We start from the raw sequence: 25,487 nt of genomic DNA on the forward strand, positions 1-25,487 counted from the left end.
TTTTCATATCTACTGGATACGCCTCGCATAGACATCGTCGAAGAATCCCGACGGCTACCTCATCGAGTTGATTGCTATCTCCTCTGGATACTCGCTGATGCCGCTGGCGCTCAGACATAAGCAAGCCAAACCGAGCCTAAGTGAAAAAAAGAGTCAAAAATCACCGACTATCGGAGGTCCCTGAAATCACCACGAACTGATCCATTAGTGCCTGTTGATGGTTTGCAAGGCCGTTCAGGGTGTTACTGATTTTGGCGGACTCCTGTGCCCGAGTAGAAAGCGACTCGGTAACATCGCGAATCGTAGCGACGTTTCGGTTAATTTCTTCAACTACAGCGCTTTGCTCCTCAGCAGCGCTAGCTATTTGTAAATTCATGTTAGTTATGATGGACACTGCGTCACCAATGCGCCGCAAAGCGACCACTGCCAATGCCACCTGTCCGACGCTGATTTGAGCCTTGCTATAGCTGCTATCCATAGAGCTGACAACATCCTTGGTACGCTTCTGCAGTCCCTCAATCACTAAGCGAACTTCTTGAACAGAGCTCTGAGTGCGTCGGGCCAAGTTTCGTACCTCATCTGCGACTACTGCAAAACCCCGTCCCGCATCGCCAGCTCGCGCCGCCTCAATGGCGGCATTTAGTGCGAGCAGATTGGTTTGTTCGGCTATGGCACGGATCACATCCAGCACTGAGCTGATCTGATCGCTCCGGCTAGTCAAATCTCGTATTTCTTCCATAGACACACTCATCTCGTTTGCCAAATGCTCGATGGCAGTTGTCGTATTACTTATAACGTCGAGGCCCTCGAGGGTGGCCAAGTCGGCTCCTTGAGCTGCATCGGCAGCTTGGGCAGCACTGTGCGCAACCTCATGGGCAGACGCGGTCATTTCTTGCGACGCGGTCGCAACCTGATCCACCTCTTTATATTGCTGCTGCATACCCAAGCTGGTTTGATTAGCAATGATGGTGGACTGATCAGCGGTATTGCGAGTTTCTTGCACCGAGCGTTTTACTTCGCTGATCACAGGTTGAAGTTTATCTAGGAAGCGATTGAACCACCCCACCAGTTCGCCTAGTTCATCCTGACGCGTATAAACCAGACGGCGTGTAAGGTCTCCTTCGCCGACAGCAATGTCCTTGAGCAAGGCAGCTACACGTGAGATCGGCCGGGTCACACCCAAAGCCGTTAGCCAAACCAATATCAAGCCGATAGTTGCTGCAGCGACGCCGAGCGACAATTCCAACAATGCACGTTTTTCATTGCGGCTATCTAAGTCTTGCTGCAACGACAAGGCCGGGGCCAGAAGAGACGACATAGGAACATCGAGCAATAAAGCCCAAGGCTCACTATTCGGAATGGGCACCATTGGCGCAACCAACCGTAAATTATCCTGAGCCTGCTGCTCTCGAGCTATCCCAAGACGCTGCGACTCCAATAGGGCGTTGGCGTCATCCGGATAAGCCCTCGCTAGATTTTGGCCGAGTAGGCTCGCATCACTACTGTGTGCAGCGAGCAGACCAGCGGAGCTAACAATGCTAACGGAACCCAAACCGTGATACAGATCTTGGCTGCCAGCAGCAGCGAGTTGTTGAAGGTTATCTAGGCTAATGTCCATACCGACAACCGCTAGGATCTTACCATCATCTATTACAGGAAAAGCCAAGGTTGTGATTAGCATCCGTTGGCCTGAACTCTCATCGAAATATGGATTGAGAAGGCAAGGCTTAAGATTTTTCTTTGGACAATTAAACCAAGTATTAAAAGGAGAACCATCTAGCATAGGCGTGGTATCTGAAATTAACGCTTCAGATGCGACTTGAACACTCATTTTACCTGCTCGCTGTACCCAATAGGGAGCGAAGCGACCAGTCTCGTTACTGCCTAGCTCACCACGATTGATGAAGTGATCGTCGCTGGCATCGATAGCGTTTGACTCGAACACTACATAAAGACTAAGCAGCTGAGGGTTGGCCTCCAGTGTCTGCTTAACTTGATGATAGAGATTTTCTCGCAGGGTCTGCGCACTCAGTCGCAGGGTCTGCGCCTGGCGCCGCTGCTGCAGGACTTGTCGAGAGAAAACTAAGCCTTCCTGATAAGAAGACATCAAATAGCCTTTGAGCATAAGAGCTTGTACTTCAGCTTCTTTTTTCATGCGCTCCCGAGCTGCAGCTTCTAGCATTTGTGCCACGCTAGCCTTTACTAGTGATGTGTCTGCGCTCATCCGATAAAGCGCATGCCCCACTAATAAAGCAACGACCGCCAGAAGGCACAGACCGGTCAACAACGTAATTTTCCATAGAATAGGAAGTCGATTAGGGAACAAGGGCAACAGTCCTCTTTAGGAAAGCGAAGCATCACGGCCGACACACAACTAATTGCATTAGCCCAGCCGGAGTAAGAATCAAATCAGTGCGATCCAAGACCACCCGCATACGTTGAGCCATCTCAGTCGAATGCCGAACCGATGATCATCGCTTATAACGGCTCTGTCTGCGGCACACCCCTGTAGCTTGGAAGGCTCATATTAAAAACTTTTTATATATCAAGACGACTGTTGCGATTGCAACGCAACAGCGCCTTGCCCTTTATTATTTACGGGGATCTTCTAACGAATGAACACCTGCGAAGTAACCAACGCCATATCCCCTCCAGGCAATTTGATATTGCCGATCTGTTTCATGCTGTCGGCATCGAAAATAGCGATATCATTGAGCGTGCCCGACAAGTAAATTTTGCTGCCGTCCTTATTAAGGGAAATACAGTAAAAGGAATGATCCAGCGTCGCGGCCTGCAGTAATTTTTTCTCCTTGATGTCGTACTTTGCCAAGCGATTCAGCACACCGAACATCAGGTTCGAATCCTTCGGCGAGCGCATCCCGGTGAAGTAGATCTCTGTCAGAGGACCGAAATCAGTGGTTTCGGCCTTACCGGTTTTCAAGTCAACACTAAATAGCCCATACACATACTCAGCGGTGGCGGGGTCCTGCTTTTTATCCTTGTACTTCGCCGCTGTGTATAGCACAGAAAAGTCTCGACGATACGTTTGATGGGGCCAACCGTAAAGTACGTCCGCTGCGCTGTAATTGGCTCTTTTCCAATTGCGGCTGGGAATCAGCACGTCGAACTTGCCGGTCTGAACATTGACCTTATAGATGTCCGCACCCGCGACATAGAGCGTGCCGTCGTCGCCGCTCTGCATAACGGACAACTGTCGGGGCGCCGGAAAACTGCGCACGGGTTTGGCGTCCATCCCGGCGTCGGTGGCATAAACATCAAGTCGAGGTTGCTGTACTACGTAGCGGTCGTTGAGCATCAACGTCGGATTGGCAACAGTGAAGAGTTCCTTGCCGTCATGACTAACCGTAAAGGCCCACAACGACTTCGCTTTTTCACCAGGCCGTTGGCTGATGCTGGCGTGGAATACCTGCTTGCAGCTGTCCAGGTCGACGCCGTAGATATCCGCATAGTGGTTGTTCAGCACGTAGGCGATCTTGCGATCCGGCGACAACTGCACGGTGCCCGGACCGAAGGCGTCTGGCATCTTGCAGGTCTTGAACAGGGTATCGGTGGCCAGGTCGATGACGTGCAGGTTATTAGGGTAATTGGGGGTCACCATGTACTCGTGACCAATTTTAAGTGCGGTGTTTTCATCGGCCAGAACGTTGAACGAACAGACGCTCAGGACGACAAACACGGCCAGGCCGCAGGCTTTGATGCTGTGCATGCTGGAATCCTTCTCTCTGTCCGATTATTTGTCTTTTGGAAAGACAGTCCCGAGGTTGCGCCAGCTCTCGTTCGAGGCCTGCGCGTCCTTGTTCCAGTCCGGGTACGTGCTCATCATGTCGGGCACCTGGGCCGGCCACCAGCAAGGGTCAGAACAACCATAAAGGTCAGCTTCCATCGGCTGGCACAGCGACGACACCCCCCCAAACGCATCGATTTCCCAACCCGGGTCGGTGGTCGAGGCACAGCCCGCAACAGAGCTCATCGCCACCACTTCTTCGATGCGGTTTTCGGCCGCGGCTTCATCTAGTTTCAACGCTTTATTATTGATTGCCTTGAGATGTTTCATATCAGTGAGCCTTGCGCGGAGTGATATAACTGCTGATAAACGCAGGGTTGTGAGCCATGATCCGAGTGTAGACTTCGATGCCGAAGTCGACCCAGTCACGCATCAGTTCGCAGTAGTGATAGGTCGGGTGGGTCGGGTCGCCGTAACGGGCGTAGCTCTCGTGGTAGCAGCCGCCGGAGCAGAGGTTGCGGATCTGGCAGTCCTCGCAACCGGTATTACTGCGGTCAAGGCGCTGGGACAGGAAGTCGTTCAGCTCAACCTGTTTCACCCCGCCGTGCACGTTGCCGAAGGTCGGCAGCGACGAGCCGGTAAAGCGGTGGCACAGGTTCAGTTCGCCCTTGTGATCCACCGCCAGCATCTTCAGGCCCGCGCCGCACGGCAGGGCTTTTTTGTGGCCTTCGTGGATGTCGGTGATCAACTGATGCAGGTTGGAGAAGCCGATGTTGCGGTGCTCAAGTGCCGCCTCCAGATAACGCCGGCCCAGCCTCTTCATGCTGGCGAAAACTTCGATCAGCTCGTCGCTGGTCAGGTTGAAGGTGCTGATATCGCCGGAGGTCACCGGAGCGAAACCGACTTCGGCAAACCCCAGCTCGTTGAACAGGTGATCCCAGATGGTTTCGACGTCGGTGACGCCGGTGGTCAGGGTCACTCGCGCACCGACCGGGCGGCTGTTGTAGCGGGACAGCAGCATCTCAGCCTTGCGCCGCACCACGTCATACGTGCCCTGCCCGCCCACGGTGATGCGGTTGCGGTCGTGCACGGTTTTCGGTCCGTCGATACTGACCGAGAGCCCGAAACGGTGGGCGTTCAGATAGTCCACGGTCTCTTCGGTGAGCAGCGTGGCGTTGGTGGTCATGACAAACTCGACGAACTTGCCCGCCTCGCGGAAACGCTTCTCGCAATAATCGACCATGTATTCGATCAGCTTGCGGTTGCTCAGCGGTTCGCCACCAAAAAACACCACGGTAAAGCGTTCCTCATCCGGGGATTCACGCAGCAGCATTTCCACTGACGCAATAGCCGTTTCGACATCCATTTTCTTGCCGGCCGACGGCTTGTCGAGGTCTTCCTTGTAGCAGTAGGTGCAGCTAAGGTTGCAGCCGGTGTTGACGTTGAGCACCACGGTATTGATCGCGGTGCGCTCGACCCGTTTGGTGCCAATATCCGGGGTCAGCGGCGAGCCGTCGCTGACCAGCTCCAGGGACATCAACTCACGCAAGGTCTCGGTGATTTCTTCGCCGTTGAAGCGTGAAGACAAACGCTGGATCAGGTCGTCCGACGAACAGCCGGGACCGCGCAAGGTATCGATGATAGTGCCGGTCAGCTCATCGCTGGCGAACAGCGAACTGCTGGGGATGTGAAACAGCATGCGGTCGGCATCGACGTGCACTTCGTGCAGGTTCCGCTCGACCAGATTCAAAATAGCGCCCATTGCAACCTCCTGTGCAAACCCCGTACTACGGGGCCTGCGATCATTCCGAAAAAGTGTCTGAAATCCTACGAATCAGCCAACTCATGGAATGGGTGGATTGTTCCAGCGTTGCACGGTGACGATCATGTGGCCTTCGCCGGTCAGGGATTTCCCTGCGTCGTCGACGGCGGCGATCACCTTGAGGTTGCCGGCATTGTTGGTGGACATTTTACGCTGCGGGTTTGGCCCGGCATCGCCCGGTGTGAACACGCCGCTGTCAGCCTGCATGGTGCCGGCGAACTTGACGTCCTCGTCTTCCTTGGCGCGATCGTCGAAGGCCTCGACCGACCACTGCGCCGGGAACACGCCGATACGATACGGCTTGCCGTCCACGCCCTTGCCCCAGGCTTCGGCGTCAAAACGGCCCTGGACTTTCGGTGTCGAACCACCGCCGTCGCCGATCCTCGCTACTGAGAACTCGGGCACGACTTTGACTTCGGCGATTGTGCTGTAGACCGACAGGGTCGGGCCTTTCAGCGTGCCGACGGTGACGGTGCGCAGACCCGGTTGAGCATTGGCAGCGGCCTTGAGTTTGACCTTGATGCGCTCAGGGCTCTGCTCGACGACTTCGACCACTTCCACGCCTTTGCCGAAGTTCGGTTTACCGGTGAGACCGCTGCCGACAAGGGTCACTTCAGTTTCGCCGCCAACCTTCATGTAACCCGGCTGCACCGCCAGCAAACGGCTGCTGCCTTGCTTGGCGGCGATGAAGTCCAGACCTCGTTCATCGTGCTCCGCCTCGAACATCCGCCCCTGCATGGCGTTGCCCTGGGCGGCGAACACCTGGCGCATGGTCACTCCGTCGATGGTCACGTTGCCGCGCCATTCGTAACCGGTGTAGAGAATCGCGCTGCCATCGCCATTGAACGGGCTGCCGTCGGCGTATTGGCCTTTGACGCTGACCTTGAACGTGTCGCGGCCATCGGCCATGACGCTCATCACACCGGACAATTCCCCCTTGCCCGGCAAGTGGCCGCTGAAGCTCCAGTCACCGACCAGCGCTTCGGTCTTCGGCGCACTGCTCAGCCATTTTTTCCAGGCCGGGTTGTCCAGCGGATAACGCTTGGCCAACAGCGGCACCATATCTTTGCGGGCAATGTCGAACCACTCTCGATCCCGCGCAAAAAGCTGGTATTCAAGCGATGGCCACTGTCCAAGATGGAAGTTCACCAGATGCTCCCATTCCTGGGCCGGACGACGTTGTAGCGCGACCCGCGCACCCGAGTGGCAGCGGGTACACATCTGGCTGGTTTGATCGTCGAATTTTTCTACCGTATTGAGGCGGCCTTCTAACGCGTAACGCACGCCTTCCGTTTCGCTTGGCGCCAAGCCTTGGGTATCGGCTAAATATTTAACCAGGGTGCGGCGGTCTTCATCACTGATCTGCACGCTATGCATGACCTGCATCCTTGCGATTGTCATAAGCCAGCCTTCCGGTGTTTTACGCTGATGGCTGATACGACTCAGGGCATCATTACCTTCAGGTGTGTGACAACCTCGACAGGTTTCGCTGAGGATAGTCTTGGCGTCGCGAGCAGCCAGGCTGGATGGTGAATGCAGCGCCACACACGCGGCTATACATACCAGACTAGTACTCAGGCCCAATCGGAGTTTTTTCTTCATCAAGGTCAAACCTCGCACGGTGCGTTCTTATTTTTTTACTTTCACGTTTAAGTTTTTTTGTTTCGGCGGTCTTGGGCAGGTCGAAACAAAGCACGCCTACGATGATGAATACACAGAACGTGCCAACTTTGGATACTTAGCGAAATACGCGGTATATCGGTAACGGCGAGGTTATTTTTCAACACTACCTTCACTGCCATCTGTTTTACTTCGCGACAACTGTTTCACTCTGAGATATGTACGTTGCTTGTTAGCGTGAACACCTGCCGACCACCACGTTATGGCGCTGTATCAGGAGTATTACCTAGATGTCTCACGTCGTCTCAAAATACGACATTCGGTTAAACCAGGAGCACCAGATGAATTGCTCTCAGCCCCGCAAAATCGAGCCTTTCCCCATTAAAAAAGTAACTGGCACAACCATTGCGACAGACCTCTTCACACCAACAAAAGAGGTTTAATTATGTCGCTTACCTGTCTACTTCCTGATACTACGGCTTTCATCCAGCGTGCCCCGCGCATGCTGATCGGCAGTGACTGGGTCGAGGCCGCCGACGGCCAGACCATGCCCCTGCACAACCCGGCCACCGGCGAAGTGCTGTGCGTGGTGCCACGGGCAACGCCTGCGGATGTCGACCGCGCGGTGCTTGCCGCCCGCCAGGCGTTCGACGATTCGGCCTGGACCCGCACCCGCCCCCGGGAGCGGCAGAATTTGTTATGGAAACTCGCCGACCTGATGCAGCGCGACGCCGAGCTGCTGGCGCAACTGGAATGCCTGAACAACGGTAAAAGCGCGGTGGTGGCCCAGGTGATGGACGTGCAACTGGCCATCGACTTCCTGCGCTACATGGCCGGTTGGGCGACCAAGATCGAAGGTTCCACTGTTGACGTGTCGGTACCGCTGATGCCCAACGACCAGTTCCACAGCTTCATCCGTCGTGAAGCGGTGGGCGTGGTCGGCGCCATCGTCGCCTGGAACTTCCCGCTGCTGCTAGCCTGCTGGAAACTCGGCCCGGCCCTGGCCACCGGCTGCACCGTAGTGCTCAAACCCGCCGACGAAACCCCGCTGACCGCGCTGAAACTCGCCGAGCTGGTACTGGAGGCCGGGTATCCCGAAGGCGTGTTCAACGTGGTCACCGGCACCGGCATCACTGCCGGTTCGGCGCTGACTCACAACCCGCTGGTGGACAAGCTGACGTTCACCGGTTCCACCGCCGTGGGCAAGCAGATCGGCAAGATCGCCATGGACTCCATGACCCGGGTCACCCTGGAACTGGGCGGTAAATCGCCGACCATCGTCATGGCCGACGCCGACCTGAAAACCGCTGCGGCCGGGGCGGCCAGCGCGATTTTCTTCAATCAGGGCCAGGTCTGCTGCGCAGGTTCCAGGCTGTATGTACAGCGCAAGCATTTCGACAATGTGGTGGCGGACATCAGCGACATCGCCAACGCCATGAAGCTGGGCAACGGTCTGGATCCGAGCGTCGAAATGGGCCCGTTGATTTCGGCCCGCCAGCAGGAGCGCGTCTACGGCTACATCGAAAAGGGCCGGGAAAGCGGTGCGACCATCGCCTGTGGTGGTGAGCAGTTCGGGCCGGGGTTCTTCGTCAAGCCGACGGTGATCGTCGATGTCGATCAGAAGCACTCACTGGTGCAGGAAGAAATCTTCGGCCCGGTGCTGGTGGCCATCCCGTTCGATGATGAAGCCGATGCGTTGCGTATGGCCAATGACAGCCCTTATGGATTGGGCGCAAGCATCTGGTCGAATGATCTTGCAGCGGTACACCGGATGATTCCGCGGATCAAATCGGGCTCGGTGTGGGTCAACTGCCACAGCGCGCTAGACCCGGCTCTGCCATTTGGTGGGTACAAGATGTCCGGGGTAGGACGGGAAATGGGATTTGCGGCGATTGAACACTACACCGAGCTGAAATCGGTGTTGATCAAGTTATAAGGGCACGATTGAGCGAAGTTCGCTTGATTGATTCGCAACGACTTTTTGAATCGGCAGACAATCTTGACGGGGAAATGTATTCCCCCGTCAAGATTAACCTCAGGGTTTAAAGCCCTGAGCCAACAACCATCCTTTGATCATCCTGCCCTGTTCTACCGTCAACCCTGCCATTACCTGCTTCACGGGTTCCGAGCGTAAACGCCGTATCAACGGCGCCAGCTCAATTCCGTGAACATGCCAGACCCCCAAGGGTTGATCTGCCGTAACCACCACTTCAGCCTCACTGACAAAACCATCGTCCAGTACGGGCGCACGCTTAATGCTGAGGGCACTGAAATCCGCCTCGGCATGGGCAAGTTCGATGTCAGGCCATTGTCGGCGGGCTTGCCAGAATGGCAACTGCGGCCATCTCTGCTCATCAATGTAAAAATCCCGGCCAATTCGTGCAAATCGTAAAAACAGTTGCTCCACTCGCCGCTGATGAAACCGCTGTGCCAACGCCGCCCGCTCAGGTTTACGCAACAATGTATTAATCACGGCTGGCGCTTGCAACGCGGAAGACAGCGATTGAAATATCCCGTTGCCTGACAATGGGTCTACCGCCATCGCTGCGTCCCCCACCCGTATCCAATGATCGCCGCACACCCGCGGGCTCAAAATTGCCGTGCTGCTGCGGGCGTGTACCTGCACATCGGTTGACGGCTCAGTACCAAAAAATGCCTGCGCCAACACCGAATTTCGGCGCTGATGACGACAGTAATCCAGCAGCTTCGCTTTGCCGGGCAAGTCAGTGCTGGCGACATCCACCGTCCATTGCCAGTAGCACTGACCATCGGCATGTCGTGCCATCCATGCCCAGCCGCCGGCCAGGCTTTCTACCGCACTGGCCGTAGCGCCCGGCACGCCTTGCCAACGATTCAGCAGGCTGATCGTTTCCGGTCCGCGCAGGCCTTTGCCGAGCGCCGGCGCCTGACGCCCACGAGCCTCCACTAAAAAGTCCACTCGTAGCGTTTCACGGCCCTCGATTTCGACCAGGTGTTCGGTCGCCGTGGTTCGAACGCCTAACACGCGCCCCTCAATCAATTGGACTCCAGCCAAACGCAGATCCTCACGCAAACCTCGGTCGAAGCTCGGACGATCCAATAGAAATTCGATATTCTGCGCGTGCTGCTGCCCGTTCCACAGCACCTGACGCTGAGACGGCAAGGCCGAAGATGCCAGCGCTTGGTGTAGACCAGCACTGCGCAAGGCGTCCAGTACGCGCACTGAAACACCCTCCAGCGCCGCAAATCGGCGCCAATCACTGACCAATGTTACCTGATAGCCGAGGCGCTGCAGCCCCAAGGCAACCGTAGCACCTGCCGGGCCCGCACCGAGAACTAAAATCATGCTCCCACTCGCCATTCAGGGCCGTAATAGCTGGCGTTTTCCCGCAGCCAGCCAATGACTTGATCATTGTTCGCATCAGGCTGTGCAATGAGAAATCCGGCTATATGACCGCTTAACGCTGCGCAGCCAAGACTGGCTCCAGATTGGGCGGGATTGCCTCCGCGACAACACGCTGCAAAATCCGCCTGAGGGCTGTTAAGGCACGACCACTCCCGTTCGGCGCAACGAGCATCGCCCGTCACCCGCAGCACCCCCGGATAATTCGCCGGGAAGACGCCTTCACCCTGCGCGGGACTTGAGGCACACAGCAGAATGCCACGCGCCACCGCTGCTGCGCACGCATTGCGCAACAGCTCGCGGTCCTGGCGCAAGCCAAGACTCAGATTAATCAGACGCACGTTTTGAGCCACCAGCCAGTCAATCGCCTTAGCTATCTGCAAGGCACTTGTGACACCTCGCCGATCAAACACCTGAGCCACGCAAAAAAGTGCTGAAGGCGCACTTCGACTGAGGGCTTCGATTACCGCACTGCCGTGGCCGAGCGCGTCGTCGAGCGCATCGCTTTCGTCGACTGCATCAGCCAACAACGAGAAACGACGCGCGGAAATCACCTGCACTCGCTGTGTTGCCGAATGCCCGCTATCCACCACACCGATACGCAGCTCAGGCTTCATGTAACACCGTTTTAGACGTGAGCACGCCATCAAGTAATTCGAAACGCAAATCCGCATCGGCCAAGGTAGAGGGACGATGACTGATCAAGATCCGCGTGCGGCCGACAAACAGTTGATCAATGGCCTCGATAACTTCGCGCTCGGTGGTTTCGTCCACCGCCGACGTCGCTTCGTCCATCACCAGAATCAGCGGATCCTGCAACAACGCCCGGGCAATAGCTATGCGCTGTTTCTGTCCACCGGACAACTGCTGACCGCTCTCGCCCAACGGGCTGTCGAGGCCTTCAGGCAGAGAGGCAATTAAGCTGTCGAGTTGCGCCAGCCGCGCCACTTCGGCTATGGCTTCGCGACTGGCGTCAGGAACCGCGTAGGCCAGGTTGTCCGCGAGGCTGCCACGAAACAGGACAATATCTTGGCTGACCACGGCAATCCGCCGCCGCAGTTCAAGCAGGTCCAGCTCTCGCAGGTCAACATCGCCCAGCAATACCCGGCCCGATTGCGGATCATGATGCCGTTGCAACAGATCGATCAACGTCGACTTACCGACGCCGGAGCCACCGCTCAGAGCGACTTTCAAGCCATAAGGGATTCGCGCATCAATACCTCGCAACGTGCTCTGACGACCGGGATGGCTAAAGTGAACGTCGTCGAAACGCAGATCACCGAGGGTCGGTATCGGTTTCGCCATGACGGGGCTGACAACTGTGGGCTCTTCACCACGTAGCTCCATGACTCTCCCGAGACTGACCGTCATCCGCTGAATCGCTACGTACAGGCCGAGCAGGCTCTGGACCGGCCCGACCGCCATGCCCAAATAGGTCGAAAACGCGATCAGCGCCCCCAATTGCCACGTCCCCTGCACCACCCAATAACCGCCGATCAGAAATGCACAGGCCCGGGACAATGAGGTCAGCGTGCCGGGAACCGCCTGGGTGAAAAACTCGGTGACTTGCAAGCGCAACAACTGGCTCATGTAGCCCTGCCCGAGCGTCTCCAGTCGGCGTGACTCCCGTTGCTGCTGTCCAGCGGACTGAATGAACTTCATCACCGGCAGGGTCTCGACCATGAACGACGACATGTCCGCCGAACGCTCGCGCAACTGCCGTACATCGCGTTCGACCTTACGACGCATCCATCGCAGCCAGAGTACATCGAGAGGGATCAGCACCACTACCAACAGCGAGAGTTTCCATGACAGCGTCAGCAACATGGCGATGGCGCAGACAAGACCCACCACACTCGATACCGCTGAAAACAGTGAGTCAACGGCGAAGCGCTGAATCTCGGCGACATCACCGTCGAGTCGCGACATCAAATCGCCGATCCGCCGCTGCCCGTAGAAGCTCGGCGACAGGGTTTGCAGGTGTCGGTAGACGTCGTCACGCAACGAGAACAGAATCCGCCCGGAAAGTCGCGTATGCAGGTAACGATTGATGCCTGACAACACCGTTCCGAGTAGCCCCGCGACGATCATCAACCCCGCGATCAGCACCAGCATGGAAAAGTCGCGCGCCAGCAACCCATCATCGATCAGCAGTTTAGTCAGCCATGGTTGAACCAGCACCAGCATTGAGGCACAGATCGACAAGCCAAGCAGACCGATGATTGCCAACCTGTGAGGCCGGACAAAACTGTAGAGCCAGCTCAGCGCCGCTTGCAGAGCTTCAGGGTTTTGGCTGTCAATCAGCCGCACGATCAGGCGCTGCATCAAGAACGCAATTGCTTGAGTTTACGATACAGCGTCGCTCGGCTGATTCCCAAGGTGTCGGCAGCAGCCGAGACATTCCCGTGGTGGGTGTCGAGGGACTGGCGAATCAGCTCCAGCTCATTCATACGGATACTGCCGGACGGCGGCCGTTCGCTGGCGTTAAGTTCATCCAGCATGCTGTCGGGCAAATGTTCTAAAGTCAAAATGCTCTCGCCCGGCTCGCGCATGGCCAGCGCTGTACGTAAAACTGTCTCTAATTGCCGGAAGTTGCCTGGCCAATGATAGTCCAGCAGCAAACGATTCAGATCCTCGTCTAAAAATACATTCGGTGCATCAAGTCTGACCAACAACTGAGTCAACAGCAACGCAACATCGTCACGCTCGCGCAGGGTCGGGAGCATGACGCAGATGCCGTTAACTCTGTAAAACAAGTCTTCGCGAAACTGTTTGTCTTCCACTTGGCGTTTAAGGTCGCGGTGAGTGGCACAAATCAGCGCTATGTCGATGCTCTGCTCTTCGCCGGCACCTAGCGGGGCCACTATGCGATCCTGCAAAACACGTAAGAGTCGCGCTTGCAAGGCCAGCGGCATGTCGCCGATTTCGTCCAGAAACAAGGTACCGCCATGGGCCTGTTGCAAACGCCCCACCATACCGCCACGGCGAGAGCCAGTGAAGGCACCCTCCCGGTACCCAAACAGCTCCGACTCGATCAGTCCTTCCGGAATTGCCGCGCAGTTCACTGCCACGAAAGGCTTTTCGCAGCGGCTACCAGCCATGTGCAACGCGCGGGCGATAACCTCTTTGCCGGTGCCGGTTTCGCCCAACAGTAAAACTGGCAATTCATTAGCCAAGCCTTGACGGGCCATCCGCAAAGCGCGGGCATAACGGGTATTAGTACCGGCCATAGATTCAAGTAGAGGTGGTGTTTTGGTGCCTTTAACGGTGCTGTGCGACGGGATGCTTATGGTGTTGGAGCGCTGCGGCGAACGCAGAATTTTGTAAAAGAATTCACCTTTCGCGGTCTGCAGACTACCGACTCTACCCTGAGGCAACCTTGATAACAGCTGCACGCCATCAACGCCCAGAAACTCTTCACAACGCCTACCGATTAACATCGAACGTTCAGTATTGAGCAGTTGACACGCCTGGGTGCTGACCGCAAGAATTTGCCCTCCCAAGCTTACCGCCATCAGCCCCTGCCAGGATGATTCGAGATATTGGCGGCGGCAGTGAAACGCCAGGACTATTTCCTCTGGGTAGCTGCGGTTGAATACTCGACCTTCGATCTGACTGACGGCCATAGTCAGCAGTGCAGTGCTCTCTTGAACGCGTCCAAGCGGCCCCTCGCGGGTCAAATCGAGCACGCCAAGGAGATTGCCTTGAGGACAGTAAATCGGGACGGAAGAGCAGGATATTCCGTTTAGGCGGTCAAGAAAATGCTCGCCGCAATCAATCGTCATCGGACGGGCTTCGACTAGTGCGGTGCCCAGTGCGTTGGTACCGCGAACGGCTTCACTCCAGCACGCGCCGAGGGTGATGTCCTCCACGCTCATGCCTATACTCTCGAGGCGATCGACGCGACCTTCGACAGTCAGGATGGTCGCATCTGCATTGGCAAGGACAATCAGCCCTGTCTTGCCCTGACGCTCGGCCAGGTAGTCGATTACTGGCAGCGCGGCGTCAATCAGCACGCAGTTGGTAGCATTTAAATCCTCGACACTCGAACGGGATTGCTGCTCCAGTTCGTATCCATCATTGAAGGACACGCCATGTTCCACGCTACGTCGCCATGAGGCATCAATTTCAGCACGCAACAATCCATTGGGAATGACCCCATCGTGATGAAGCTTTTCGCGGGCCAAGTGGACTTCGGGCCGAAGATTATTTATTATTGTTTTCTTGAGCATTCTGGTGAGCTCCGAGCTAATTCTTTCACCGTTCTGCGTCTGCTGACGCGGCACTTTTGTCTAAACATCGCGTTAACACTAGCTCGATTACAATGAAGTTGTTCATTTGCCGACCTTTTTGAACCGCCCGATCCGATCAAATGAATATTGCATGCTTAGCTTGCACCTCAGCTGCCAGGCATTCAAGCATTTCCACCCCGGACGCAGCTCGGCCCCTCACTCACCAGGCAATGGGCGCGCACTGAATACTGGTGTCAGCCTGGTTTTCTGACCGAGACAGCTGCCGGGGCTTGCTAAGCCCCGGCAACAAGGAACTCAGTGCACCACCATCTCAGGCCAATTTATTACTAGTGGGCCTTTCTAACGAATGAATATCTGCGAAGTAACCAACGCCATGCCCCCTCTTGGCAAGCTTATATGCCTATCTGCTTCATGCTCACGGTATCGAAAATGGCGATGTCGTTTAGTGCGCCTGACAAACAATTTTTGCTGCCGTTCTTATTAAACTAAATACAATAAAAAATCATCTAGGGTAGCCGCCTGCAGTAATTTTTTCTGCTTGATGTCGTACTTTGCCAAGCGATTTAGCACGTCAAACATCAGGTTCAGATCTTTAGGTGAACGCACTCTGCTGAAATAGAGTTCTATCCGATGGCCGACGTCGGTAGCTTAAGTCTTCCGTTTTTCAAGTCAACGCCAAGTGGCAACATCATACTCCCGGCCAAAGCCGCCTAACCAAGGCCGGGTACAAGACTACTTCCTGCCACCGCCCACTGACTTTTATTACTGTTCAATATGCCGTATAGACTCACTTGGCAAATCCGCGGATTCATTTTCCCGAATCTTTTTTTTGTCTACTTTGCCAACGCTTGTCTTGGGTATGTCGTCGACAAATACAAATTTTTTCGGTATCGCCCATTTAGTAATGCGACCGTTGTCGACGAATTGCAACAAATGCTGCTCAAGATCCGCCTGAGTGAGCTGGGATAATGGTGCACAAACGATCATGGCCATTGGTCGCTCACCCCACTGAATATCTGGAATTCCAACCACCGCAACCGACATGATGGCAGGATGCTCACTGATCAGACTTTCTAACTCTAAGGAACTGATCCACTCGCCGCCAGTCTTGATCACATCTTTAATACGATCCTTAATCTCCAAAACGCCGTGCGCATCGATAGAGCCGATATCACCGGTGTGCAGCCAGCCCCCCTCCCAAAGTTCTGCACCCTTTTCAGGGTCGTGCAAGTAGCCTTGAGTTAGCCAAGGCGCCCGCACCACAATCTCACCTACCGACTCTCCGTTATGCGGCACGATTTGACCGTTGGAGTCGATTACCCTCATATCCACCATGGCCATGGGCACTCCGGTCTTAATTCGAAGTGGAAGTTGCTCGTCCATCGGCAGGGCAAGTTCGTGAGGCCGTAGATAAGTACTGCTTAGCAACGGACAGGTTTCAGACATGCCATAGCCGGAGTGTACAAGCATGCCACGTTCGGCCGCTTGACTGGCTGCCCCAAGTGCTAACGCGCTGCCACCCAAGAGCAATTTCCAGCCACTAAAGTCAGTCTGGGCTGCTTCTGGGCAAGTCAGGATCATCTGTAGAACAGTTGGCACGCAGTGGCTGAAGGTGACCTTCTCCTCTCTATAGAGGCGCACAAGGGCATTGGGTTCATACCGACCGGGGTAAACTTGTTTAACGCCCATCAATGTTGCCACATATGGCACCCCCCAGGCGTGCACATGGAACATTGGAGTAATTGGCATATAGACATCGTCAGAGCGAAGTATCGGTAGTCCTCGGTAGGCGCCAAGGGTGCCGACCGCGGCCAAGGTATGCAGGACTAGCTGGCGATGGCTAAAGTACACTCCCTTCGGTTTACCTGTTGTCCCTGTGGTGTAAAATACTGTAGCAACGGAGTTTTCATCAAATTCGGGAAAGTCGTAATCCACAAGGGATTGGGACAGCAACTGCTCGTACTCGCCCAATACTGGCAAACTCGTGACCTTGGCAGCGCCTTCGCTTAGCTGGATATAACCTTTTACGGAGCTCAATCCGCCATGTATCTGCTCGAGCAGCGGCAGAAAGTCATCATGTACCAGGACTAAATCATCTTCCGCGTGGTTCATCGTATACAGCACCTGCTCCGGAGACAGGCGAATATTCACCATATGCAGCACGGCGCCGATCATCGGCACCGCGAAAAAACACTCCAGATAGCGATGACTGTCCCAATCCAGCATCGCCACCGTGTCCCCAGCCTTTACTCCTGCGGCGGTCAACACGTTGGCCATTTGCCGAATACGTTTATTGAGCGTGCGATAGCTGTAGCGCAGCTTATCGGCGTAGACGATCTCCTGTTCTGCTTCATAGCGCTGCCCTGAGAGCAATAGGCTCTTGATAAGCAATGGATAGCTATATGCGCCTTGCGCAGGGGAAATTATTTTTGTTTTAACCATGATCGCATCTCCAGGATGGAATCCATTGAGTTTCAATAAGGACTTTACTAGCCCTAGCACAATGCCATGGACTTATATCGGCCAGCACCCGGAACGTTCAGAATTGGGCGGCGTCGAGTAAGTAAAGCGATTCACTACCGGCCTTTACTGCGGCGCTCAACGAATGGATACGTGGTAACAGACGAGCAAAATAGAAGCGCGCAGTCCCAACTTTGCTGGCATAAAAGTCCTCGTGCTCTTGCTTGTCCAAGGCCGTGCGCGCCATCAGCGCCCACATGTAGGCGTAGGCGGTGTAACCAAACACCTGGAGGTACTCCACCGAGGCGGCGCCGATTTCATTGGGATTGGCCTTAGCCTGCACGATGATCCAGGCTGTCAACGCATCGAGGGTGTCGATGGCTGCTTGCAGCGGTACGGTGAACTCATCCAGGCAGGCATCGGCTGAGCTGATAAAATCCTTCACTTCGATACTGAAATGCTTGTAAAAAATCCCACCGCAGCCCACCACCTTGCGCCCCATCAGATCGAGCGCCTGGACACCATTAGTGCCTTCGTAAATCTGGGTGATGCGGCAGTCTCGGATCAACTGCTCTTGGCCCCACTCACGAATGAAGCCATGCCCACCAAAGATCTGTTGACCATGCACTGTAGTCTCTAATCCCATATCGGTGATGAAAGCTTTCGCCACGGGGGTCAACAAGGCAACCATTTCTTCAGCACGCGCTCGCGTCGTGGCATCTTCGCTGTACTTGGCAATGTCCAGTTGTATTGCCACGTAGCTGTAGAAAGCACGCCCCCCCTCGTTCAGAGCTTTCATCGTCAACAACATGCGGCGGACGTCCGGGTGCACTATGATGGGGTCGGCGACTTTGTCTGTGGCCTGGGGCCCGGTCGGCGCACGACTTTGGAGGCGCTCCCGCGCGTATTCGACCGCGCTCTGGAAAGACCGCTCGCCCAACGCCAGACCTTGGATACCAACGCCCAAACGCTCGTAGTTCATCATCGTGAACATCGCCGCCAGCCCCTTGTTTGGCGCATCGATGATCCAGCCGGTGGCGCCATCGAAGTTCATCACACAGGTGGCTGCGCCCTTTATGCCCATCTTATGCTCGATCGAACCGCAATGAACTGCATTGCGTTCACCCACAGAGCCATCTGTGTTGACCATAAGTTTAGGCACTAAAAAAAGCGAGATACCCTTAGGGCCGGCAGGAGCGTCCGGGAGCCTGGCAAGTACCAGATGGATGATGTTCTCGGTCAGATCCTGCTCTCCACCGGTGATGAATATCTTCGTACCGACGATTTTGTAACTACCGTCGGCTTGAGGCTCGGCCTTGGTGCGGATAATCCCAAGGTCGGTGCCGGCATGCGGCTCAGTCAAGCACATCGATCCGGCCCAACGGCCTTCGTACATATTGGGCAGGTATTTTGCCTTCAGTTTCTCGCTGGCGTGGTTCAGAATCGACAGGCATGCCCCGGCGGTCAACATCGGGTATAGGGCGAACGACATGTTTGCCGAGTTGACCATTTCTTCAACCTGAGCGCCGATCAACTTAGGCATGCCCATCCCGCCAAACTCCGGCGCACCGCAGACACCCACCCATCCACCTTCTGCATAAGTCTGGTAAGCCCGGGGGAAACCTGCAGGAGTCTTCACCGCGCCTTCACGCCAAGAGCATCCCTCTTCGTCGCCGCTTCGATTGAGCGGAGCGATCACTTCACCAGTAACTTTTCCGGCCTCTTCAAGGATGGCCATAGCAGTGTCTTCATCTGCCACCTCGGCCAAGGCCGGCAGTTGAGCCCATAACTTGGAAACCTCGAACACTTCATTGAGGACAAAACGCATATCGCGCAACGGAGCTTTGTAATCTGCCATAACAGAGTCTCGTAGTATTATATGCATGGGTATGCAGTGGTTGATGTGAAGCCACCTTCACCTGCGAGCAATACGCTTCTGGGTCACGCAACATTCAAAAGTGTGGTGTGTGCCGACGACGGCAGAACGCTGGAAAGCGATCCAAGCACAATTGCACTCAGTATTGCGGGCCTTTCCGACGCTTTCAGTCCGGACTGTTCCAGGCAACTTGGCAGGTTGTTTAACCAGGCCATTACTGCGTGCACGGTTGCCGCTAGCACCGGCGAGGGTGCGCTCGCCCCAGCCTCGCGCAGCAGGACCAAAAAGCGATTTTCATAATCTTGTCGCATTTTGCAAATGTGTTGCTGGTGGTCCAGCGAAAGACAGTGGAACTCGCGCTCAGCAATTAGAAAATGCATTGCGCGTCGCTCGTGCAAGTCAATATGCGCTTGTACGAACGCCTGTAGGCACGCAAGAGAGCAACCCTTCTTGCGACGCCGCGCCAACGCGAGTAAGTCGGTAAAGAGTTCCTCGATCAATTCGAACAACAGTTGTTCTTTGTTTTCAAAATGGCAATAAAAAGAACCGGGGCCCATCCCCAACTGCTGCGCCAGTTCGCGTACGCTTACCCGAGCAAAACCTCGCTGGGCGAAAAGCTGCAATGCGCTTTTGCGCAATGGTTGCAGCCGTGAAGGCGTAACTTTCTCAGCGCGCGGATCACATACTTGATTCATTCAGCGACGTCCCTTTAGACACGCTCAAAGATCGCAGCGATGCCCTGACCACCACCGATGCACATGGTCGCCAGTGCATAACGCCCCTGGACACGATGCAGTTCATGGATGGCCTTGGTGACGATGATTGCTCCGGTGGCACCGACTGGGTGGCCGAGGGAAATACCCGAGCCGTTCGGGTTTACCTTAGCAGGATCGAAGTCGAGCTCACGAGCCACTGCACAAGCCTGGGAAGCAAAAGCTTCGTTGGATTCGATCACATCCAGATCTGCGACCGTGAGACCAGCGCGCTTCAGAGCAAGACGAGTAGCAGGAATCGGCCCCAATCCCATCAGCTCCGGTTCAACCCCGGAACATGCATAGCTGACCAAACGTGCAAGCGGGCGCAGGTTCTCGCTTTTAAGCGCCGTGCTACTAGCCAACAACAACGCAGCGGCGCCGTCGTTCAGACCGGATGCGTTGCCAGCGGTTACCGTCCCGTCCGCTTTGAACGCCGCTTTCATCGCTGCTAACTGGTCAAGAGTTACATCACCGCGCACGTGTTCATCAACCTCGAACTGCTGTATACCTTTACGCGTTTTCACCTCAACCGGTACGATCTGCCCAGCGAAGCGCCCCTCGGCGATAGCGCGCACCGCACGCTTCTGGCTTTCCAGCGCCAGCGCATCCTGCTCGGCTCGACTGATACCACAGCGCTCGGCGATATTCTCCGCGGTAATGCCCATGTGAATGCGGTGAAAGGGGTCATGCAAAATACCCAGCATGTAGTCCACAGCCTGCATGTCGCCCAGACGCCCACCCCATCGCGCGCTCGGAAGTATGTAGGGCCCACGACTCATACACTCGGCACCGCCGGCAACTGCGACTTCGTTTTCCCCCAGAAACAGGCCCTGCGCAGCCGAAATAATCGCCTGCAAACCAGAACCGCACAGGCGATTGACGTTGAACGCTGGAGTCTCATTCGGAATACCGGCCTGGATGGCGGCAACCCGTGAGAGATAGGCATCGCGCGGATCGGTCGGAATAACAGTGCCCAACACAACACTACCAACACGGTCCGGCGCGCAACCGCTGCGTTGCAGAACCGCTTGTACCGCTGTCGTTGCCAACTGCGACAGCGAGATATCTTTCAGTGTGCCACCAAAGGAGCCGATTGCAGTTCGTGCTGCGCTGACGATAAACACTTCAGATGTAGACATGGAAACTCCATTAAGTTTGTTATTGAGTTGCACGTTCTCTTCAGCCTACTCGACAATACAGCCTCGTCGACTTTTGCCAGAACTAATCTACGGCTGACCAGGCACAGCGTCCTATTTCACTTATTCAAGTAGACAGCATGTACGCAGAAAACGATAATTAAAATAATAACAACAAAAAGCACCGCCTCACCCATTTAACACGATACTCAATTTTGAAGGGGAAGGCTTGCTGCTGGATGACATAGCAATTGACATCTGATGACAATCGACAACTCGCAGCGTGACAACCCACCGACAGATATAGCGCCATTGAGAAAGCGTCGTTGGAACTAGCTATGGTACGGTTTACGATTCGATACTAGCGGTGTTTAAAAATGGGTTTCCTTTTGTCAAGAAACGCGCCCATCCCCTCTTTTTGATCCTCCAAAGCGAAGGAAGAGTGAAAGAGGCGACGCTCAAACAACAAACCTTCCGACAGACTGGTTTCGAACGCACGATTAACGGACTCTTTAATCATCATTGTGACAGGCAATGAAAATCTGGCAATTGTCTGTGCAGCACTCAGTGCTTCATCCAGAAGGCGCTCGACAGGTACGACTCGTGCCACAAGTCCAGATTTTTCGGCTTCAAAAGCATCCATCGTCCGAGCAGTTAGACACAAGTCCATCGCTTTTGCCTTACCAACGGCCCGAGTTAATCTCTGAGTACCTCCTGCGCCAGGCAATACGCCTAGCCGCACTTCGGGCTGCCCGAATTGCGCGTTCTCAGCGGCGAAGATCATGTCGCACATCATCGCAAGCTCACAACCGCCACCCAACGCATAGCCCGCAACGGCGCCAATTACGGGTTTACGGGACTTCCCAAGTCGCTCCCAATTACGAGTCACAAAATCAGTTTTATAGACATGCATATAATCAAATGACTTCATAAATCCAACGTCAGCGCCAGCCGCAAAGGCTTTATCGCTTCCAGTGATAACGATGCAACCTATCTCTTCATCCGATTCAAACAAATCAACAGCATCAGAAATCCCCTTAACCACCTTGTCATTCAACGCGTTGAGAACGTCGGGCCGATTTATTTTAATCAAACCCACACGACCGTGAACCTCTACGATGATCGAGCCTTGACTGTCCAAATTCATCTTCCTCAAAAATACAGAGCCGAGCTTGAATAAAAACCAAATAAAGCTTGAAGAGACCTTGCTCCACAACTTGATAGCAGGACTGCTCCATATTAATACCTGTAGAAACCACGACCTGTCTTACGTCCAAGGTAGCCGGCTTCAACCATCTCAACAAGCAGAGGCGCAGGGCGATATTTTGAATCTTTGTAAGATTCGAACAATACCTGCATCACGGCCAATTGAACGTCCAGACCAATCATATCGCACAGTGCCAGTGGACCAATGGGATGATTCGCACCCAGTTTCATTGCTTCATCAATCTCTGATGCGGTCGCAAGATTTTCGCTCAACGCGAACACTGCTTCATTAAGCATTGGGCAAAGCAACCGGTTTACGACAAACCCGGGGCTATTTTTAACTTTGACCGGTGTCTTCCCTACTTCCTTAGCCAACGCATCCATAGAAGACGATGCAGCTTCGCTTGTCTGAAGTCCGGAAATAACCTCAACGAGAGCCATTAGTGGAACCGGATTAAAAAAATGTAGACCCACGACTCTTTCAGGTCGTGACGTTGCCGAAGCCAGTCGCGTAATGGAAATAGATGATGTGTTGGTTGCCAAAATCGCTTCAGGCCGGACAATAGCATCTAATTGAGCCATTAACGCCAACTTCAGCTCGAGGTCTTCGGTCGCAGCTTCAATAACAACGTCGCAATCAGCCAAGCTGGCGAGATCTTGACCTATTTTGATTTTTGAAAGAGCGTCATTTTTCTGCTGAGCGGTAATTTTTTCTTTACTGAGCAACCGGTCCAAACTCTTTTCGACAGTGTTAATAGCCCGCTCGAGCGCAGCTGCTGAGATATCAATGAGCGCGACGTCGAACCCATTTACCGCAAAAACTTGGCTGATGCCGCTGCCCATAGTACCAGCGCCAAGAATACCGATTTTCTGCTTAGTCATTTAAACCCCGTAGACAGTTATGAACCAGAACTTACTTCAAGTATTTTTTGCTACATGCTTTAAAATCTTCTGTCCCTGCACAGCGCAGTAATTCGAACAACACCATTTCCCGCGTAACCAGGATCACACCTAATTGTTGCAATCGGGACAAGGCCACCGACCTATCAACTTCAGATCGTGATCCAACAGCGTCGACCACTACGAAAACCTGCCTCCCCGCAAGAGCAAGGTCCATGGCAGTAAGCATAACGCACGCATGTGTTTCTATACCGCACAGGATCCATTGCTCTTGCGACCCAACCACTTCGGCCGTTTCGCCGCCCTCCTCCACGCAGGAAAAGTAGCATTTATTTACGATCACGGGTTGTTCGGCACAAACTAATAGTTCTTCCGATATAGAGCCCAGACCCTTTTGATAGTGCGCAGAAAATCGAACTACAACGTCAAGGTCCTCACACAAGCCAACTAGCCACTGACAGTTCTGAAGGATTTCCTGATGGTTAGGTATCAATCGTAATACTTTAGGTTGCATGTCGATGACTAGCAACGCCGCCTTAGCTCTATTTATTTTCAAAGCTACTTCTTCCTTTTTATTTTTTAAAGCTTGCATCGCCTCGACGTAGTGACAACGACCATTTACTGGAAACTGACAAACTAATCCCGTGGGGCAACCCGAACCAGCGCTAACTTAGCTATCCTTCCAATTTAGCCATGGATCCAAGCACTGGCTCGGTGATAGCACACACATTTGCACCTCGCGCCATGAAGCGATGAGTCGTCGACTCCTCCGGCTATCAAGTGAAAACCACTCAGGTTTGGCCTCGCAAAATGAAGACGCGCAGTGCAAAAGGACCTCTACCCTCAACAACCAAGCGTTACCTTTGATCCATTCGAAGAGAGGTGAAGTCTAATGTAGGGCAATTCAGATTTTTTTTTTTGCATTGCGGGCCATAATTTATGCAGAATACGCCAGAATGACGAGGACGTTGATGGGCACACTGGTCGCGCAAGAGGATGTCAGCAATGCACGTACATTTTTCAAATCGATCCATACCTCCCGAGCCGGCATTCACAATTTCCGGACATTTTTTAGAGGGTCTGGTAAGAAAAACCAAGACTGCTCACGGTGACGCTGCCGTCCTGAACATTTTTCAAAAAGCCAATATTCCAGATGTATGTTTTTATCAGCCGGAGCTAAGAATAAGCCGCGCCCAATTTATGGCAGCTTATAAAGCAAATATAGTTTTATTGGACGACGAGATGCATGGACTGTGGTCCCGACCGATTCGCAGCGGGACCTTTAAATACATGATGTTAAATTTGCTGGATGCGGCCAATATTGCGATCGCACTCAACCGATTGACGCGCTTTTGGAATCTGCTGCTCGATGACTACCAACTGACACTCATGAGCGAACACGCTAGAATTGGTATCACGCTCAAACCGAGGGTGTCTGATGCCGAGGTTAATATTCTCGGCCACGAGCTGATGATTAAACTTATCCATGGCATTGTTAGCTGGTTGCTTAATAGTAAAATAGAATTGCAGCTTGTTCAGTTTGCGTTCCCAAAACCTGATCACTTTTCCGACTACGCATTCCTATATCCTGGCCCCATAAATTTTGACGCCGAGCACAGCGCCATATGGATTGATTCAAAATTCCGGCTTACGAATTACCGCCGTACCCGTGTGGAACTTTGGGCCTTCTTACGACGCGCCCCGGAAGACTGGGCATTCACCACCATAAACGCGGGATTGTTTAGCACCAAAGTCAGGCAACACCTTGCCGCGATGGAAATCCCATCAGATGACATCAATAAAGTATCTTGTGCACTAGGACTTTCTACTCGTACTCTGACGCGCAAGTTACAAGCGGAGGGTACGAGTTTCAGAGTTGTACGAGATGATCTACGCCGCGATCTCGCGGTTCAGCTATTAACACAGTCTAGGATTTCGATAGATGGAGTTGCAGCCCTGGTGGGCTTTGAAAACACAGCTGCATTTTGCCGCGCATTTCGGGGTTGGATGCAGGTAACGCCCGGAGCATATAGAAACCGAAATATCTAGCCATACTCCGTTAAGAAGATTTATTAAGAAGCGCCCAACCCACTTCGACGGCATTGATCGCCAACACCTACGCCGCCCACGAGCATTCGAAAACGACGTTGTGGCTGGAGAAACACAACGTTTTCAGTAGCCTTTCACGCCTACATCCAATTCGCGTATGAATACGGCCGAACGCCTTTCCGCGACATCACTGTGAATCTGCTCGGTGGCAGTTTGAGCTCGGTACGCATTGGAGGCGTGGTTCTAGATTTCATAAATACGGCAAACGCAGATCGTTCGACGC

General features: G+C 54.2%; 18 protein-coding genes and 2 pseudogenes. 2 read left to right on the top strand and 18 right to left on the bottom strand.

Features of this window, described 5'->3' with window-relative positions; translation table 11 throughout:
- Window positions 1-160: 160 nt before the first annotated feature.
- The 6 genes and pseudogenes from QOM08_RS29165 to peaA form a co-directional block, all read right to left on the bottom strand.
- Window positions 161-940: a methyl-accepting chemotaxis protein gene (locus tag QOM08_RS29165; RefSeq protein ID WP_410479149.1), complete on the bottom strand. Its 780-nt coding sequence runs from the start codon at window positions 938-940 to the stop codon at window positions 161-163.
- A 150-nt stretch (window positions 941-1,090) separates the two neighbouring features.
- Window positions 1,091-2,224: pseudogene (locus QOM08_RS29170) on the bottom strand (chemotaxis protein); the annotation flags it as partial.
- 384 nt (window positions 2,225-2,608) lie between these two features.
- The gene (gene peaD, locus QOM08_RS17445) at window positions 2,609-3,727 is read right to left on the bottom strand and encodes a quinohemoprotein amine dehydrogenase subunit beta (protein WP_081352494.1); all 1,119 of its coding nucleotides are present in this window, start codon (window positions 3,725-3,727) and stop codon (window positions 2,609-2,611) included.
- 24 nt (window positions 3,728-3,751) lie between these two features.
- Window positions 3,752-4,075 (bottom strand): quinohemoprotein amine dehydrogenase subunit gamma, encoded by a 324-nt coding sequence (gene qhpC, locus QOM08_RS17450; RefSeq protein WP_081352493.1) that lies wholly within the window; start codon window positions 4,073-4,075, stop codon window positions 3,752-3,754.
- A gap of 1 nt (window position 4,076) precedes the next feature.
- Window positions 4,077-5,507, bottom strand: coding sequence for a quinohemoprotein amine dehydrogenase maturation protein (gene peaB / locus QOM08_RS17455; RefSeq protein WP_081352492.1), 1,431 nt, complete (start codon window positions 5,505-5,507; stop codon window positions 4,077-4,079).
- An 81-nt stretch (window positions 5,508-5,588) separates the two neighbouring features.
- Complete coding sequence (gene peaA / locus QOM08_RS17460) at window positions 5,589-7,169, bottom strand: quinohemoprotein amine dehydrogenase subunit alpha (RefSeq protein WP_163854326.1); 1,581 nt, start codon at window positions 7,167-7,169, stop codon at window positions 5,589-5,591.
- Between the two features lie 463 nt (window positions 7,170-7,632).
- On the opposite strand from peaA, the gene QOM08_RS17465 reads away from it, so the two are divergent.
- Complete coding sequence (locus QOM08_RS17465; RefSeq protein WP_081352490.1) at window positions 7,633-9,123, top strand: aldehyde dehydrogenase family protein; 1,491 nt, start codon at window positions 7,633-7,635, stop codon at window positions 9,121-9,123.
- A gap of 99 nt (window positions 9,124-9,222) precedes the next feature.
- On the opposite strand, the gene QOM08_RS17470 is transcribed toward QOM08_RS17465, so the two are convergent.
- The 12 genes and pseudogenes from QOM08_RS17470 to QOM08_RS17525 form a co-directional block, all read right to left on the bottom strand.
- Window positions 9,223-10,512 (bottom strand): NAD(P)/FAD-dependent oxidoreductase, encoded by a 1,290-nt coding sequence (locus tag QOM08_RS17470; RefSeq protein WP_163854328.1) that lies wholly within the window; start codon window positions 10,510-10,512, stop codon window positions 9,223-9,225.
- Window positions 10,509-11,186 carry a S8 family serine peptidase gene (locus QOM08_RS17475; RefSeq protein ID WP_081352488.1) on the bottom strand — a complete coding sequence of 226 codons (678 nt, stop codon included), beginning with the start codon at window positions 11,184-11,186 and terminating at the stop codon, window positions 10,509-10,511. The genes QOM08_RS17470 and QOM08_RS17475 overlap by 4 nt, the downstream gene beginning before the upstream one ends.
- Window positions 11,176-12,894: an ABC transporter ATP-binding protein gene (locus tag QOM08_RS17480; protein WP_081352487.1), complete on the bottom strand. Its 1,719-nt coding sequence runs from the start codon at window positions 12,892-12,894 to the stop codon at window positions 11,176-11,178. The genes QOM08_RS17475 and QOM08_RS17480 overlap by 11 nt, the downstream gene beginning before the upstream one ends.
- Window positions 12,894-14,801, bottom strand: coding sequence for a sigma-54-dependent Fis family transcriptional regulator (locus tag QOM08_RS17485; protein ID WP_316911912.1), 1,908 nt, complete (start codon window positions 14,799-14,801; stop codon window positions 12,894-12,896). Before QOM08_RS17485 ends, QOM08_RS17480 begins: the two co-directional genes overlap by 1 nt.
- 360 nt (window positions 14,802-15,161) lie before the next feature.
- A pseudogene (locus QOM08_RS17490) lies at window positions 15,162-15,496 on the bottom strand (quinohemoprotein amine dehydrogenase subunit beta); the annotation flags it as partial.
- 88 nt (window positions 15,497-15,584) lie between these two features.
- Complete coding sequence (locus tag QOM08_RS17495) at window positions 15,585-17,264, bottom strand: fatty acid--CoA ligase (protein ID WP_163854332.1); 1,680 nt, start codon at window positions 17,262-17,264, stop codon at window positions 15,585-15,587.
- A 97-nt stretch (window positions 17,265-17,361) separates the two neighbouring features.
- On the bottom strand, window positions 17,362-19,140 hold the full coding sequence (locus tag QOM08_RS17500) for an acyl-CoA dehydrogenase C-terminal domain-containing protein (protein ID WP_081352484.1): 1,779 nt from the start codon (window positions 19,138-19,140) through the stop codon (window positions 17,362-17,364).
- A gap of 83 nt (window positions 19,141-19,223) precedes the next feature.
- On the bottom strand, window positions 19,224-19,853 hold the full coding sequence (locus QOM08_RS17505; protein ID WP_081352483.1) for a TetR/AcrR family transcriptional regulator: 630 nt from the start codon (window positions 19,851-19,853) through the stop codon (window positions 19,224-19,226).
- Between the two features lie 14 nt (window positions 19,854-19,867).
- Complete coding sequence (locus QOM08_RS17510; protein ID WP_081352482.1) at window positions 19,868-21,052, bottom strand: acetyl-CoA C-acyltransferase family protein; 1,185 nt, start codon at window positions 21,050-21,052, stop codon at window positions 19,868-19,870.
- Between the two features lie 358 nt (window positions 21,053-21,410).
- Window positions 21,411-22,190, bottom strand: coding sequence for an enoyl-CoA hydratase (locus tag QOM08_RS17515; protein WP_239548665.1), 780 nt, complete (start codon window positions 22,188-22,190; stop codon window positions 21,411-21,413).
- Window positions 22,191-22,288: 98 nt separating this feature from the next.
- Window positions 22,289-23,137 (bottom strand): 3-hydroxybutyryl-CoA dehydrogenase, encoded by an 849-nt coding sequence (locus QOM08_RS17520; protein ID WP_163854334.1) that lies wholly within the window; start codon window positions 23,135-23,137, stop codon window positions 22,289-22,291.
- Between the two features lie 31 nt (window positions 23,138-23,168).
- Window positions 23,169-23,747, bottom strand: coding sequence for an isochorismatase family protein (locus tag QOM08_RS17525; RefSeq protein ID WP_163854336.1), 579 nt, complete (start codon window positions 23,745-23,747; stop codon window positions 23,169-23,171).
- A gap of 413 nt (window positions 23,748-24,160) precedes the next feature.
- On the opposite strand from QOM08_RS17525, the gene QOM08_RS17530 reads away from it, so the two are divergent.
- Window positions 24,161-25,204 carry a helix-turn-helix domain-containing protein gene (locus QOM08_RS17530; protein WP_316911913.1) on the top strand — a complete coding sequence of 348 codons (1,044 nt, stop codon included), beginning with the start codon at window positions 24,161-24,163 and terminating at the stop codon, window positions 25,202-25,204.
- Window positions 25,205-25,487: the final 283 nt, after the last annotated feature.

The sequence above is a fragment of the Pseudomonas sp. P105 genome, assembly GCF_032614175.1.
GTDB lineage: Bacteria > Pseudomonadota > Gammaproteobacteria > Pseudomonadales > Pseudomonadaceae > Aquipseudomonas > Aquipseudomonas rhizophila.